14 protein-coding genes are annotated in these 14,927 nt (G+C 64.9%); 7 read left to right on the top strand and 7 right to left on the bottom strand.

The genetic code is table 11. The features are described 5' to 3' along the window. The first annotated feature begins 131 nt into the window (after window positions 1-131). Window positions 132-3,635: a hybrid sensor histidine kinase/response regulator gene (locus CRO48_RS25315; protein ID WP_097142551.1), complete on the top strand. Its 3,504-nt coding sequence runs from the start codon at window positions 132-134 to the stop codon at window positions 3,633-3,635. A 137-nt stretch (window positions 3,636-3,772) separates the two neighbouring features. Here the strand turns inward: CRO48_RS25315 and CRO48_RS25310 are convergent, their stop codons facing one another. Next, window positions 3,773-4,426 (bottom strand): response regulator, encoded by a 654-nt coding sequence (locus CRO48_RS25310; protein ID WP_097142550.1) that lies wholly within the window; start codon window positions 4,424-4,426, stop codon window positions 3,773-3,775. 73 nt (window positions 4,427-4,499) lie between these two features. Further along, entirely contained in the window at window positions 4,500-4,922 is a 423-nt protein-coding gene (locus CRO48_RS25305; protein ID WP_176526891.1) for a hypothetical protein, read from the bottom strand. A gap of 121 nt (window positions 4,923-5,043) precedes the next feature. Here CRO48_RS25305 and CRO48_RS25300 point away from each other — a divergent pair, with 121 nt between their 5' ends. Both CRO48_RS25300 and CRO48_RS25295 read left to right on the top strand, forming a co-directional pair. Further along, window positions 5,044-5,388, top strand: coding sequence for a DUF952 domain-containing protein (locus tag CRO48_RS25300; protein ID WP_097142548.1), 345 nt, complete (start codon window positions 5,044-5,046; stop codon window positions 5,386-5,388). Between the two features lies 1 nt (window position 5,389). Then, the gene (locus CRO48_RS25295; protein WP_097142547.1) at window positions 5,390-6,472 is read left to right on the top strand and encodes a quinone-dependent dihydroorotate dehydrogenase; all 1,083 of its coding nucleotides are present in this window, start codon (window positions 5,390-5,392) and stop codon (window positions 6,470-6,472) included. On the opposite strand, the gene CRO48_RS25290 is transcribed toward CRO48_RS25295, so the two are convergent. From CRO48_RS25290 to CRO48_RS25280, 3 genes are all read right to left on the bottom strand, one after another. Next, the gene (locus CRO48_RS25290) at window positions 6,448-7,800 is read right to left on the bottom strand and encodes an MATE family efflux transporter (protein ID WP_097142546.1); all 1,353 of its coding nucleotides are present in this window, start codon (window positions 7,798-7,800) and stop codon (window positions 6,448-6,450) included. The genes CRO48_RS25295 and CRO48_RS25290 overlap by 25 nt on opposite strands. Before the next feature lie 91 nt (window positions 7,801-7,891). Continuing rightward, a complete protein-coding gene (locus CRO48_RS25285) occupies window positions 7,892-8,392 on the bottom strand; it encodes a CAP domain-containing protein (RefSeq protein ID WP_097142545.1) in 501 nt (166 codons plus the stop codon). A gap of 1 nt (window position 8,393) precedes the next feature. Continuing rightward, window positions 8,394-8,660 (bottom strand): DUF6460 domain-containing protein, encoded by a 267-nt coding sequence (locus tag CRO48_RS25280; protein ID WP_097142544.1) that lies wholly within the window; start codon window positions 8,658-8,660, stop codon window positions 8,394-8,396. A gap of 96 nt (window positions 8,661-8,756) precedes the next feature. Between CRO48_RS25280 and CRO48_RS25275 the strand changes: the two genes are divergently transcribed. Both CRO48_RS25275 and CRO48_RS25270 read left to right on the top strand, forming a co-directional pair. Continuing rightward, window positions 8,757-9,698, top strand: a complete 942-nt coding sequence (locus tag CRO48_RS25275) for a class I SAM-dependent DNA methyltransferase (protein ID WP_097142543.1) — start codon at window positions 8,757-8,759, stop codon at window positions 9,696-9,698. A gap of 72 nt (window positions 9,699-9,770) precedes the next feature. After that, window positions 9,771-10,406: a YitT family protein gene (locus CRO48_RS25270; protein ID WP_097142542.1), complete on the top strand. Its 636-nt coding sequence runs from the start codon at window positions 9,771-9,773 to the stop codon at window positions 10,404-10,406. Window positions 10,407-10,450: 44 nt separating this feature from the next. Here CRO48_RS25270 and CRO48_RS25265 read toward each other — a convergent pair whose 3' ends face one another. After that, entirely contained in the window at window positions 10,451-10,912 is a 462-nt protein-coding gene (locus CRO48_RS25265; protein ID WP_097142541.1) for a carboxymuconolactone decarboxylase family protein, read from the bottom strand. Between the two features lie 23 nt (window positions 10,913-10,935). Next, window positions 10,936-11,436 carry an RrF2 family transcriptional regulator gene (locus CRO48_RS25260; RefSeq protein ID WP_097142540.1) on the bottom strand — a complete coding sequence of 167 codons (501 nt, stop codon included), beginning with the start codon at window positions 11,434-11,436 and terminating at the stop codon, window positions 10,936-10,938. Between the two features lie 160 nt (window positions 11,437-11,596). Here CRO48_RS25260 and CRO48_RS25255 point away from each other — a divergent pair, with 160 nt between their 5' ends. After that, window positions 11,597-14,179 carry a ligase-associated DNA damage response DEXH box helicase gene (locus CRO48_RS25255; RefSeq protein ID WP_176526890.1) on the top strand — a complete coding sequence of 861 codons (2,583 nt, stop codon included), beginning with the start codon at window positions 11,597-11,599 and terminating at the stop codon, window positions 14,177-14,179. 7 nt (window positions 14,180-14,186) lie between these two features. Beyond that, window positions 14,187-14,918: a ligase-associated DNA damage response endonuclease PdeM gene (pdeM, locus tag CRO48_RS25250; protein WP_097142538.1), complete on the top strand. Its 732-nt coding sequence runs from the start codon at window positions 14,187-14,189 to the stop codon at window positions 14,916-14,918. Window positions 14,919-14,927: the final 9 nt, after the last annotated feature.

The following is a 14,927-nucleotide window of genomic DNA, read 5'->3' as shown; positions in this document are numbered from 1 at the left end:
TCAACCGCAGTTTATGCAATCGTGCGGAGCTTTCGGACTTAAGGCTGAGCCGCGTCGGATTTTCTTCGTGGTTCGAATGGCCTATGGTGCCGCGCAGGCGGGCGGGGAGGCCCGCCGGTTCCGGAGACCCCATGCTATCTGGCTGGACCATTTTTGCCGCGGCCTTCGCATATCTGCTGCTGCTCTTCGCCGTGGCCACCTACGGCGACCGACGGTCGCGCACCCCGGATGCCGCAAGCCGCGGGCGGCCGATGGTCTATGCAATGAGCCTTGCCATCTACTGCACCTCCTGGACCTATTTCGGCGGCGTGGGGCTCGCAAGCGCGCAGGGGCTGGAGTTCTTCGGGATCTATATCGGGCCGATCCTGATGTTCACGCTCGGCCTGCCGCTGATCCGACGCATCGTCAGCCTCGCCAAGTCCGAGCGGCTGACGTCGATCGCCGACTTTGTCGGTGCGCGCTACGGCAAGAGCCCGGGTGTCGCGGCGATCGTGGCGCTGATCGCGCTGATCGGCGCCGTTCCCTATATCGCGCTTCAGTTGAAGGCCGTTTCGAGTTCGGTCAAGGTCGTGGTCGATTTCTACGAGTACGGCTTCGGCGAAAGCCATGCCTTCATCGACCTGCCGCTCATCGTGTCGCTCTGCCTGGCCTGTTTCGCGGTGGTCTTCGGCACCCGCCATACGGATGCGACGGAACATCAGGACGGCCTGATCCTGGCGATCTCGATGGAGTCGGTCGTCAAGCTGCTCGCCTTCGCCACCGTCGGCATCTACGTCGTCTACTTCATGTTCGACGGCCTCGGCGACCTCTGGCTGCGCGCTGCCGAGAACGAGCACGTGACTGCGGCGCTTACCCACGAGACCCCGATCGCGCGCTGGCTGCTTCTCGTCGTACTTTCAGCGTTTGCCATCGTCATGCTGCCGCGGCAGTTCCATGTGACGGTGGTGGAGAACCGCACCGACGGCGAACTGCGCACGGCCGGGCTGCTGTTCCCGCTATACCTTCTGGCGATCAACCTGTTCGTGCTGCCCGTCGCCATCGGCGGCCTCATCGCTTTCCAAGGGCTCGGCGATTCCGACCTCTACGTCTTGGCGCTGCCGCTCGCGCAGGGCCAGCCCCTGTTGACGCTCATCTCCTTCATTGGCGGCTTTTCCGCCGCAACCGCCATGGTCATCGTCGAATGCGTTGCGTTGTCCATCATGATCTCCAACGACATCGTCATTCCGGTGGTACTGCGGCGAAACCTGATCGGGCGCGGCGAACCGCACGAAGACCTGACGCGCACGCTGCTTCTGATCCGGCGCTTCGCGATCTTCTTCGTACTCCTGCTCGGCTACGCCTACTACCGGTTCTCGACTTCGAGCGCAGGGCTTGCCTCCATCGGCCTTCTGGCGTTCGCAGCCATTGCGCAGATTGCGCCCGCCCTGCTCGGGGGGCTGGTGTGGCGGCAGGCGAACGCGCGGGGCGCGATTGCGGGGATGGTGTCCGGTCTCCTCGTCTGGGGCTATCTGCTGTTTCTGCCAAGCCTCGGCGTCAGCGACAATTCCGGCATCGCATCGACGGTCCTCGGCTTCCTGCTACCCGGTGCGACCATTCTTTCCGGCGAACAGGCCGATCCGCTGGTGGCTGCCTCCGTCCTTTCGCTGATGGTCAATGTCTCAGCCTTCGTCATCGGCTCTCTGTCGCGCAGCACCACCAATATCGAGCGCCTGCAGGCCAACATCTTCATCCGCACCCGGCCACAGCTCGAGCGTGCCTTTCGCGGCAGCAAGACGAAGGTGACGGTGCGCGACTTGAAAAACGCCGTCTCCACCTATCTCGGCGAGGAGCGCACGGAGCGCTCGTTCCACACCTATGAACGCCAACTCGGCCGCTGGCTGGAAGACAGTGCGCCGGCGGACATCGCGCTGGTGCATTTCTCCGAACAGGTCCTCGGCAGTGCGATCGGTTCCTCGTCCGCGCGCCTCGTCCTGTCCCTGACGCTGCAGCGGATCGACGAGACGGCGGCGGATACGAGCTGGCTGCTCGACCAGGCCAGCGAGGCGCTGCAATACAACCAGGGCATGCTGCAGACCGCGCTCGGCCAGATGGACCAGGGCATCGCCGTATTCGACAGCTCGGGCAACCTCACAGTCTGGAACCGGCGCTTCCGCGAACTTCTCGACCTGCCGGAGCAGGTCGGGCAGGTCGGCTTCGCACTTAGTGAAATGATCGACATCCTCGTTGCGGAAGGCCACATCGCCGCCAGTGAACGGCGTGCGATCCTCGATGGCGTTATGAATTTCGACCAGCCGTTCCAGCTCGTGCTATCGGGCGGACGCCGGATCGTGGAAGTCCTCTCCAATGCCATGCCGGCGCGCGGGTTCGTCGCCACCTTCACCGATATCACCGAACGCGTCGAGGCCGACCGGGCGCTCAAGCTTGCCAACGAGACGCTGGAATTGCGCGTGGCCGAGCGAACGGCGGAACTCACCCGGGTCAACAAGGAACTGGCCGAGGCGCGCGCGGCGGCCGAAGAGGCCAATCTCGGCAAGACGCGCTTCTTCGCCGCCGCCGGCCACGACATCCTGCAGCCACTGAACGCGGCGCGGCTCTACTCCTCCTCGCTGGTCGAACGCCTGGGCGACACCGACAACCACATGCTGGTACGCAACATCGATTCCTCTCTGGAATCGGTGGAGACGATCCTGGGTGCCGTGCTCGACATTTCCCGACTTGACACCGGCGCCATGAAGCCGCGCATGCAGGCCGTCCGGCTGGACGAGCTGTTCAAACGGATCGAAACCGATTTTGCACCCATGGCACGCGCAAAAGACCTTTCCTTGAAGGTCGTTTCCACGTCGCTCGCCGTGCGGAGCGACCCGAACCTCCTGCGGCGGCTGGTACAGAACCTGGTATCGAACGCGATCAAGTACACCAATAGCGGCAAGGTGCTTGTCGGCGTGCGCCGACAGGGAGGTAGCGCCTTCATTCAGGTGCTCGACACCGGCATTGGCATTCCGCCGTCGAAGTTCCGCACCGTGTTCAAGGAGTTCGCCCGGCTCGACGAGGGCGCCAGGAATGCGCCGGGCCTCGGTCTCGGCCTGTCCATCGTCGACCGCATTTCGCGCGTTCTCGGCCACGCCGTCGATCTGCAATCGGTTCCTGGGCGCGGCACCAGCTTCAAGGTGCGGGTACCGGTCGAGGCGGGAGCGAGCGGGAAAAAGGCGGTTGCGCCGAACGAGGCGGTGCCGGTAGCGGAACCGCTGCGCGGCCTGCGGGTTCTCTGCATCGACAACGAACCGGCGATCCTGGAGGGCATGCGCGTGCTGCTTTCGGGCTGGGGCTGCGAGGTCGTTACGGCCGATTCACTGCCAGCGGTCGAGGCGCTGATTTCCACGCCCGTCGACCCGCCACATGCGGTGATCGCCGACTATCATCTCGGCGAGGGCACTGGGATCGACGCGATCGACCGGCTTCGCAAGGCCTTCGGGGCGGAACTGCCCGGCCTGCTCGTCACCGCGGACCGGTCGGCCGAAGTGCGGGCGCTTTCGGAGAGCCGGGATATCGTTCTGCAAAACAAACCCGTCCGCCCGGCTTCGATGCGCGCCTGGCTGACACGTCTGGCAAGCCTGGAAAAGGCAGCGGCGGAATAGCCGGGATCCGTGAAGGCTGAGATCGTTTCCGAAATGCCGAGGTGGCCCGGCCATGTCGGCGCACTTCTAAACGCGACGCCTACGCCTCCCCTGCCTCAGAATACACCCCGACGGACCGTGGGCGGCCTGTCGGTGGATCAGGCGGCAGCGGCGGGCGCGCCGATCTTGCCGAGCTGGATGACGGCCTGGGTGCGGCTGTCGACGTTGAGTTTCAGAAGGATCGCCGATACGTGCGCCTTGATCGTCGCCTCGGAGACGCCGAGCTCGTAGGCGATCTGCTTGTTGAGCAGGCCTTCCGCCAGCATCGACAACACCCGCGACTGCTGCGGGGTCAGCGTGCGCAGGCGACCGATCAACTCACCGATCTCCGCGTCCGGCTCGGCGCCGCGCTGATAGCCGCCGGGCGTGTAGATGTTACCGTCGAGCACGGCTGTGATTCCCTCGCGGATCTCCTCGATCGAAGCCGACTTGGAGATGAAGCCGGATGCACCGAGATCGAGGGCGCGACGGATCGTGGCCGAATCGTCACTCGCCGAGACGATGACCACCGGCAGGCCCGGATGTTCGGCCCTGAGCGTGATCAGGCCGGAGAGCCCGCTTGCCCCCGGCATGGAGAGATCCAGCAGGATAAGATCGGCATCCGGATTTTGCGAAGCGGAGGCGCGCGCCGTTTCGAAATCGCCGGCTTCGAGGATGACGGGGTGAGCCGCCATGCCGAGCAGCGCCTGTCTCAGAGCGCCCCTGAACAGCGGATGGTCGTCAGCGATGATGATCGTCATGCCTGTCGTCATGCGGGCTCCCTCCCAAGAGCACGGTCACGAAAGGTCCGCCGGAATAGCAATGGCAGAAACAACGGCGGCGCGCTCACGTCCTGTCCGGCAGCGGTTCCGTCTGGGGAGCGGTCTTATCCTCCTCGCCCTCCAGATTTTTAACGATTGCCATAAAGCGCTGCACCATTCTTTCCATGATGCCCATGGTCCGGTCAATCTCTTCATCCGTCGGAAGGCGTGGTTTGGGTACGGAAAGCGTGGATTCCTGCACCTTTTCCAACGCTTCCACACGACGCGTCAGCAGATCGAGCTCATCTTCGAAGGCTCTGCGTTCGTCGGCCGCCATGCGGCAAGCGATCTGGCCGGCGCTCTCCTTGCAGATCGAGACTTCCCCGGTAACGGTGTCGAGCCGCACGAATCCATCGGCAGTACGCTCCATCTGGTAACGCCCCTCGCCTTCGGCAAAGCCTGATGCGGGCATAAGAAGCGGCGTGAGCGCGACCAAACCGACAATCATTCTGCTCATGCAATATCCTCCTCAAAAAGCGCTGCCGGATCGCGAATTCACCGTGGACTTTCCTGCCGCAATGCTGCAAGCGCTAGCCGGGAAGCCACCCGCATCGAGCAGGAAGAGCGCCATGTCCGAAGTAATATACAAGATCGTTCCGACAAGTCTGTGGCAATCGGCACGCGAGAGGGGTAGCTTCGAGGGGGCGCCGGTCGATCTTGCCGACGGCTTCATCCATTTCTCCACCGCCGCGCAGGCGCCGGAGACGGCCGCGAAGCACTTCGCCGGCCAGTCGGACCTGCTTCTGGTCGCGATCGACGGTGCAGCCCTGGGAGCGGCCCTCGTTTACGAACCATCGCGCGGCGGCCAGCTCTTTCCCCACCTCTACGGCGCGCTACCGCTGGATGCGGTGCTTTGGGAAAAGGCCCTTCCGCTCGACGCCAACGGCACCCACCAGTTTCCGGAGATGAACTGACATGGCGCTGGCAGATCTGGCCCGCAGGGGTCTTTTCCTTTTCGATCCGGAGACGGCGCACGGGCTGTCGATTACGGCACTGAAGAGCGGCCTGGTGCCCGCCTGCGCCCAGAAGCCCGACCCGCGCCTGCGGCAGACCATCGCCGGTCTCGAATTTCCCAATCCGCTCGGCATGGCTGCGGGCTACGACAAGAATGCGGAAGTGCCCGAAGCCTTGCTGCGCCTCGGCTTCGGCTTTGCCGAGATCGGCACCGTCACGCCGAAGCCGCAGTCCGGCAATCCGAAGCCACGCATTTTCCGGCTGGCCGGCGACGAAGCGGTGATCAACCGGCTGGGCTTCAACAACGAAGGCCATGCCGCCGCGCTTGAACGGCTGAAGTCTTGCGACCGCAATGCCCTGGTCGGAGTCAATATCGGCGCCAACAAGGATAGCGAGGATCGCATCGCCGACTACGTGGCCGGCATCAGCACCTTCTATGACGTGGCGCGCTACTTCACCGCCAATATCTCCTCGCCGAACACCCCCGGCCTACGCGACCTGCAGGCGCGGGAAAGCCTCGCAGCACTGCTTTCGGCGGTGCTTGCCGCCCGTGCCGAGCAGGCAGCGCAAAGCGGCCGCCGCGTTCCCGTGTTCCTGAAGATCGCGCCCGACCTTGCCGAAGAGGGACTGGACGACATCGCCGAGGTGTCACTGGCACATGACCTCGACGGGCTCATCGTCTCCAACACCACGCTGTCACGCGACGGCCTTTCCGACCGCACGCACGCGAACGAAGCCGGCGGCCTATCAGGCAAGCCGCTGTTTGCCCGGTCGACCGCCGTGCTTGCCAAGATGCGCAAGCGTGTTGGCGAGGCCCTGCCGATCATCGGCGTCGGCGGCGTCAATTCGGCGGAAACGGCAGCAGAGAAGATCCGCGCCGGCGCCGACCTCGTGCAGCTCTATTCCTGCATGGTCTATGCCGGTCCCGGCCTGCCGGCCTCGATCGTCAAGGGCCTCTCGGCGCTCTGCGACCGGGAGCGGCTGGCCTCGATTCGCGACCTCCGCGGCACGCGCACCCACTACTGGGCCGCGCAGAACCTCTGAGCGGCCAGACGGCGCACGCGGGCGGCCAGAAAAAGCCCGCGGCAGGCGAGGAACAGGTTGAGCGCCAGCCAGAGGCCAAGATTGCCGTACAACGGCACGAACACGGCAAGCGCTGCCAGGTAGACGAGGAACGCGAGCAGCATCATGTTGCGCATCGTGGCCGACCAGGTGGCACCGATGTAGACGCCGTCCATCTGGAAGGCGAGCGCACCGGTGATCGCCGTCAGTGCCGCCCACGGTAGATAGGTTTCGGCCTCGGCGCGCACGCTCGGCGTCGTGGTCAGCAGGCCGATCACGGCCGGGCCAAAGACCAGAAAAAGGACCGCTGACGCGATGCCCAATCCGAAGGACCACACAAGTGTCAGCCGGACGGCACGATCGAAGGCCGACCGACAGCGGGCGCCGATCGCCCTGCCGACAATCTGCTCGGCCGCATTCGCGATCCCGTCCAGATAGTAGCTGGCGACGAGGAAGATGTTCATCAGCACGGCATTGGCGGCCAGCGCAACCGGACCGAAGGATGTGCCGATGCGAGTCATCACGGTGAACGCGGCCAGCAACACGAAGGTGCGGATCAGGATATCTCGATTGAGCGCGAACAGCGCCCGCATGCGCGGCAGCGCGAAAATAGTGCCCCGCGCGGGCCTGTTGGAGGCCTTGAAGCCCCGGACGACCACTAAAAGCCCCAGGAGCATGCCCGCGCTCTCGCCGATCAGGGCGCCGGCGGCAATGCCGGCAACACCGTAACCCCAATATAGCCCCAGCAAAATGGCGAGTGCGATGTTCACGCCATTGATCGTGGCCTGCAGCAGCAGTCCCGTCGTCCCCTGCCCGCGACCGAGCACGAAGCCGAGGATCGCGTAGTTCGCGAGCGCCATCGGCCCGCCGAGGATGCGGATGGCAAAATAGGCAAGCGTCGCCTGGGCAACGCCCGGCGGCGGCGCCATCACCGCAAGCCCGGCGCTGGAAAGCAGCGGGGAAGCTGCGGCAATGGCAAGGCCGCAACAGAGCGCAATGGCAAGCGATCGCCAGAAGATGGCCTGCTGCTCTGAATGGTCTCCCCTGCCGAACGCTTGCGCGACGAGGCCGGTCGTCGAGGCGCGCAGGAAATTGAAGCTGCCGAGGAGCAGGTCGAAAAGCACGGCCCCGACTGCGAGCCCGGCCAGCGCATCGGCCGAGCCGAGGCGGCCGGCGACAGCCGTATTCGTCAGCCCGAGAAGCGGTGTCGTCAAAAAGCCGAGCGTCATCGGAACGGCGATCGAAAGGACGAGGCGGTGTGTCACCTCGAAGGCCCCGCCTTCTTCGTTCGACCTTTGAGATACCACCATCCGACCGCCCCCGCGTCAGCCAAAGGCCGGCGACCGGCGCCGCGCCTCTGGCAAGGCCCCCAAGTCACCCGCCGTCAAACCGTGCAGAGCGTCAGCTCGACAGTACCATCGCCCAATAGGGCCTGTTACCGGAAGAGGAATTTCTCGCCTCCGCCACACCCAGCCCGCGATAGCCGGAGCCCAGCATGTTGGCGAGGTGCTTGGGGGAATCCACCCAGGCCTGGAAGGCACGCGCCGCGTCGCTCTGGCCGACGGCGATGTTCTCGGCCGCCGGCAGCGGGACCTCCATACCCTTCATGCGCTTGGCGAAGTTGGCGCCGATGCCGATGTTGTGTTCCATCTTGCCGGCGGCGGCCATGCGGCTCGCCTGGTCAGCTGCTGCCCGGGCCGCCGCGGGATCGCGCGAAAGCGGCTCGAGCCCGCGATCGCCGCGCAGCTTGTTGATCAGGGCAAGCGTGGGATCGGTCTGGTCGCTGGCGTCCGACGCGATGTCGCCGATGGTGGAACACCCCGCAATGGTCGCAGCCGTCATTCCAAGGGAGGCCGCAAGAAGAGTCCTGCGGGCAATGAGGTTCTTTTCGTTCGATGTCATGTCAACGCTTGTAGCTCAGGACGCGGATAAGGATGAAGACCGGCACGACGATCACCGCGCCCAGCATCAGATAGTCGCCGACGCGGCCGAGTGCGGCAAAGCCCGTTTCCCAGAGATTGATGACGAAATCACGGACGGCGCGCAGGATATCGTCCGGATAAAAGCCAAGGACGGACATCAGGAAGCCGAGCGCCACCGAAAGGATCAGTAGCTTGACGACGATGCGAAACGGCGTATCGCCGAGAAACCTGTTGACGCCGTCCGACATGCTGCCTGCTCCTGTTCTGTTCGCCGCAACGAATCTGCTTGCGTTTTGCCCGTGCTTGCCGAATAGCGATGCCACCTCACGCAAAAAGACGCAACCATGACCATCGCTTCGCAGCATTCCTCCGGCGACATCCTCGCCGACCGCCGCGCCGACTACGCCCGCATGCTCGCCGAAGGTGGCGATTTTTCGGGCGCCGCCGAACTTATGGAGCAGGCGCTGGAGATATCGCCCGGCTGGGCCGCCGGCTGGTTCCGGCTGGCGGAGTATGCCGAGAAGGCGGGAAGCGTTCCGACAGCCGCAGCCGCGTTGGGCCGCGTGCTGGAGCTTGCCCCGGAGGATCCGTTCGGCGCCGGGCTTCGGCTGGCGGTGCTGGGTGCTGCGGACGTGCCGGCCACGCCGCCGACGCGCTATATCGAACAATTGTTTGACGATTACGCGCAGCGCTTCGACACCGCGCTGGTCGAGAAGCTGGACTACAGCGTGCCGGAGAAACTGGCTGCGCTGGTCGCAGACGGCATTGCGAGCGAGCGCTTTGCGCATGTGACCGATCTCGGCTGCGGCACCGGCCTCTTCGGCGCGCGCATTCGCGGGCGCGCCGGTTTTCTCGAGGGTTTCGACCTTTCGGCAAACATGCTGGCCAAGGCACGGGAAAAGCAGGTCTACGACCGCCTGGCGCAAGCGGACCTGTCGCTGCCCCCATCGGAGAGCGACGTGTTCGCAGCCGACCTCGCGCCCGGTCGCGCAGATCTTGCCAGCGCCGCCGACGTGCTGATGTATCTCGGGGAGCTGGCCCCCGTTTTCGAGATTGCATTTTGCCTGATTGCGCCGCGCGGCCACTTCGCTTTCTCGGTCGAGGATGCAGGGGCGGAAGAAATCTATGTGCTGCGCTCATCGCTGCGTTATGCGCACGGCGAGGCCTATGTGCGTCGACGGGCAGAGGAAGCCGGATTCGAGCTGCTGCGGAGCCGGCAAACGGTCATCCGCATGGATGCCGGCGCACCGGTCACGGGCCGGCTCTATCTCGCCCAGCGTCGCTGACGCAGCAAGCTTCCGCCTTGCTTACGCTGCGGCGCAATATAAAACAGATTCATCATCCACGCGGAGACTTCGATGAGCGGCGACAATCGGCGTTTCGGCTTCTGGAACCCTGCTCCCACGCGCCATTCCGCGCTTGAGGACGCGCAGGGCATTGCAACGGGCAGCATGGTCGCCGCACTGGGATTGACGCTGATCGGCAGCGCCGGGCTCGTTGCAAGCGGGGTTGCGGGCGTCGCCTTCATCCTGCACTACCTTACGGGCTACAGCTTCGGCCTTTACTACATCGTGTTGAACATGCCGTTCTATGCGCTGTCCCTGTCGCGGCTCGGCAAGGCGTTCACGATCAAGACGTTTCTCGCTATTTGCCTGACCTCGCTGATCACGGAAATCCAGCCGCGATATCTCAAGATCGAGACGCTCGATCCCGTCTGGGCGGCCTTGCTTGCGGGCGTTCTGCTCGGGTTCGGGCTGCTGGCACTGTATCGCCATCGCGCAAGCCTCGGTGGGCTCGGCATCCTCGCCGTCTACCTGCAGGATCGTTTCGGGATCCGGGCCGGGCTGGTGCAATTGGGCTTCGATCTCGTCGTGCTCGCCGCGGCCTTCGCCGTTGCCGCGCCCTATATCGTGCTATGTTCGGTGATCGGCGCCATCGTGCTCAACCTGTTTCTGACGATCAACCATCGCGCCGACCGCTACATCGCCATGTAAAGCGGGCGGCACATCGCCGCCCCCTCTGTATTTCACAGACCGCGTCAGGCAGCCTTTGCCGGCTTGTCGACCGGGTGCTGCGAGCGGAAGCCCACCGCCAGGCGGTTCCAGATGTTGATCGTGCCGATTGCGACGGTCACCTTCGTCATTTCCTCTTCGGAAAAATGCGCCTTCAACACCTCGTAGGCCTCGTCCGGAGCCCCTGTGCGGGCGATGTCGGTGACCGCATCGACCCAGCCGAGCAGCGCGCGTTCGCGATCGTCGTAGACCGGGGATTCCTTCCACACCGACATCATGTTGATCCACTGTTCGGAGAGACCGTCGTGGCGGGACTCCTTGACGTGCATGTCGACACAAAACGCACAGCCGTTGATGATCGAGGCGCGCAGCTTGATCAGATGGATGAAGTGGCGCTCCAGCCCACAGTTCTGCACGAACTCCTCCAGGGCCACCACGGCCTTGTAGGATTCGGGGGATGCTTTGAAGAAGTTGAAACGCGGTTGCATGGTCTTTCCTCTCGGTTCCTGTTTCAGCTCGATTTACGTTCATGCTGTTCGAGGAAGGCGCAGCCGCGTGCCACGACCGCGCCATCCATGTCTTGCTCGGCCAGTTCGCCGAGGACCGCGGCGATGGTGGTCTTTGCCAACTCCGCCCGGTAGGCGCGCTCCGCCCTCAGCATCGCCGCGTTGATCTGGCAGGGCCGGGTCATGTAGCGCTGCGGCAGCGGGTTCGGGCCACGCTGCCGGATCTCCTTGCAGCGGAAGGCGGGCTCCCGCCCCTCCACCGCAAGCACGACGTCGAGAAGCGTGATCTCGTCGGCCCCGCGCGCCAGCCGGTAGCCGCCGCGCGGGCCGGGAACGGTTTGAAGGATCCCTGCTCCCGACAGAGCCTGCAGATGTTTCAGCAGGTAGCTGGTGGACACGCCGTGGAATTCCGCCAGGGCTGCCGCGGAAAGCACGCCATCGGCCGAAAGGCCGGACAGCATTGCCACGCTATGGATCGCCTGTTCAACGCCGTCGCCGAGTTTCAAGATCGCCTCCTTATTCGTGGATATTTTTTATCCATGATAATCGCATATGTCAAGGCCGCATGATTTGACCGCCGCGGAGCAGCCGTAACGCCTTGAATTGGCGCGCGATCGCGCGGGAAAAGCATTTTCCACCGGGAGGAACTGCGCTAGCCTCGCCCTGGTGAACGCGAACGATTCCAGCCAGCCGGGGGCCGATGCCCTGCCGCGCCCCTTTGCCGACTGGTTTGCGGCGCGGCGATGGGCTCCGCGCGCGCATCAGCTCGAACTTCTGACGCGGGCGCGCGCCGGCGAAAGCCTGCTTCTGATCGCGCCGACCGGTGCGGGCAAGACGCTCGCCGGTTTCCTGCCGTCCCTCACGGATCTTTACGCGCGCGGCCGCATCAAGCCGGGGTCGGCCTTTACCGGGATCCACACGCTATACATCTCGCCGCTGAAGGCACTGGCCGTCGATATCGAGCGCAACCTGACGATACCGGTCGAGGAGATGGGGCTGCCGGTCCGGATCGAGACGCGCACGGGCGATACGCCGCAATCGAAGCGCCAGCGACAGCGGCTCAATCCGCCGGACATCCTGCTGACGACGCCCGAGCAGGTGGCGCTGCTGATCGCCAACGGCGAGGCGGAGCGCTTCTTCAAGGATCTCAAGTTCGTGGTGTTCGACGAGCTGCACTCGCTCGTCACCTCCAAGCGCGGGCACCTCTTGTCGCTTGGCCTCGCCCGGCTGCGCAGGCTGGCGCCCGGCCTGCGCACGATCGGGCTTTCGGCAACGGTCGCCGAACCGATGGACCTGCGGCGCTGGCTGGTGGAACAGGTGGCGGGTACCGACCATCATGCCGGACTGGTACTGGGGCCGGAGGGTGCCAAGCCGATCATCACCATCCTGAAGAGCGAAGAGCGCGTCCCCTGGTCCGGCCATTCGGCACGTTATGCCATGCCCGAGGTCTACCAGGCGATCCGCGAGCACCGCACCGCGCTGCTGTTCGTCAACACGCGCAGCCAGGCGGAATTGCTGTTCCAGGAGCTGTGGAACATCAACGAGGAGACGCTGCCGATCGCGCTGCATCACGGCTCCCTCGACGTTGCGCAACGGCGCAAGGTGGAAGCGGCAATGGCTGAAAACCGGTTGCGGGCCGTCGTCGCGACCTCCACGCTCGACCTCGGCATCGACTGGGGCGATGTCGATCTCGTCATCCACGTCGGCGCGCCAAAGGGCGCCTCGCGGCTCGCCCAGCGCATCGGCCGTGCCAACCACCGCATGGACGAGCCCAGCCGGGCGATCCTGGTGCCGGCCAACCGCTTCGAGGTGATGGAATGCCAGGCGGCGCTGGACGCCAACTACATCGGCGCGCAGGACACGCCGCCGATGACAGAGGGGGCGCTGGACGTGCTGGCGCAGCACGTTTTGGGAATGGCCTGTGCGGCCCCCTTCGACGAGGAGGCGCTCTTTGCCGAGATCACCTCGGCAGCCCCCTATGCAGCGCTCCCCCGGCAGACGTTTTCGCGCGTGGTCGATTTCGTCGCGACCGGCGGCTACGCGCTTCGCACCTATGAGCGCTACGCCAGGATCCGCAAGACGAAAGACGGGCTCTGGCGTGTCTCCAACCCGCAGGTCGCCCAGCAGTACCGGCTGAACCTCGGCACGATCGTGGAGATGCCGATGCTCAACCTGCGGCTCGTCAAGCGCAATGCGCGCGGCTCGACCGGCCGTGGCGGAGCTTCGCTCGGCAAGGTCGAGGAGTATTTCCTGGAGACCATGTCGCCGGGCGACACGTTCCTCTTCGCCGGCAAGGTGCTGCGCTTCGAGGGTATCCGCGAGAACGAATGCCTCGTCAGCCAGGCCTTCTCGCTCGATCCGAAGGTGCCGGTCTATGCGGGCGGGAAGTTCCCGCTTTCCACCTATCTTGCCGAGCAGGTGCGCGCCATGCTGGCCGATCCGGACCAATGGAGGGCATTGCCCGGCCAGGTGCGCGACTGGCTGTCGATCCAGCGCGACGTTTCCATGGTGCCGAAACGCGACGAACTGCTGATCGAGACCTTCCCACGGGGCAGCCGCCACTACATGGTCATCTACGCTTTCGAAGGCAGGCTGGCGCACCAGACCCTCGGCATGCTGCTGACGCGGCGACTGGAGCGGGCCGGGCTGAAACCGCTCGGTTTCGTGGCTACCGACTATTCGCTCGCCGTCTGGGCGCTGGACGATCTGGCAGGCGCCTTCAAGTCGCGCCGGCCGTCGTTGGGAGAACTTTTCGACGAGGACATGCTCGGCGACGACCTGGAGGCCTGGCTCGACGAAAGCTGGATGCTGAAGCGGACCTTCCGCAATTGCGCCGTGATTGCCGGGCTAATCGACCAACGCCACCCCGGCAAGGAGAAGAGCGGGCGGCAGGTGACCGTGTCGGCCGACCTGATCTACGACGTGCTGCGCAGCCACGAGCCCGACCATATCCTGCTGGAAGCGACGCGACAGGATGCGGCATCGGGGCTTTTGGACATCGCCCGGCTCGGCGCTATGCTGATGCGAATCAAGGGCCACATCACCCATCGGGCGCTCGAGCGGATCTCCCCGCTCGCCGTTCCGGTGATGCTGGAGATCGGCAAGGAACCGGTTTCGGGCGAGGCGCACGATTCCGTTCTCGCCGAAGCCGCCGAGGACCTGATCGCCGAGGCCATGGGTGACGTGGAGATGCGCGAGGGATCGCGCGGGGAATGGCCGGACGATTTCAGCGCGGAGAGACAACATTGAAGCTGGAATGCAAATGAACAGGCTGGCGCTGGCGGCTGCACAGATCGAGGATTTCGGTTCGCTGACGGCCCGGACGGTCGTCGCCGGCGTCGAGGCGCTGTGCGACCCCTTCGGCGCGCTCTATCTCCCGCAGACGCGGCTGCTGGTCATTTCCGACCTGCATCTCGAAAAGGGCGCCGCCTTCGCACGCCGCGGCATGTTGCTGCCGCCCTACGATACGCTTGCGACGCTGAAGATCCTTTCGGCTGTCATCGCCCGGCACGATCCGGCGATCGTCGTCAGCCTCGGAGACAATTTTCACGACCGGGTCGGATCGGCTCACCTGCCGGATATGTTCCGCCGGGAGATCGCGGAGATGGCGCGCGGGCGCGACTGGATCTGGATCAACGGAAACCACGATCCGGACGGTGCGACGGGGCTGCCGGGACAGTCGGCGGACGAACTGCACTATGCCGGCCTCGTCTTTCGCCACGAGCCATCGCTGAGCGCCGGCCATGGCGAGATCGCCGGCCATCTCCACCCGTCCGCCACCGTCCGCCGCCGCGACAAATCGGTGCGCCGCCCGTGCTTTGCGACCGACGGCCGCCGGATGCTGATGCCCGCTTTCGGCGTCACCACCGGCGGGCTGGACCTGCGCCACCGCGCGATGGCGGGCCTGTTCGAACGCGAAAACCTCGTCGCCCATCTGCTCGGCCGCGACCGGGTCTATTCCGTTCGCTTCTCCAACCTGCTGGCCTGAGCCGAGCGA

This window comes from Rhizobium subbaraonis (assembly GCF_900220975.1).
Lineage (GTDB): Bacteria > Pseudomonadota > Alphaproteobacteria > Rhizobiales > Rhizobiaceae > Mycoplana > Mycoplana subbaraonis.
The sequence above is the reverse complement of the archived record's forward strand: the minus strand, read 5'-3'. Positions and strand labels throughout refer to the sequence as shown.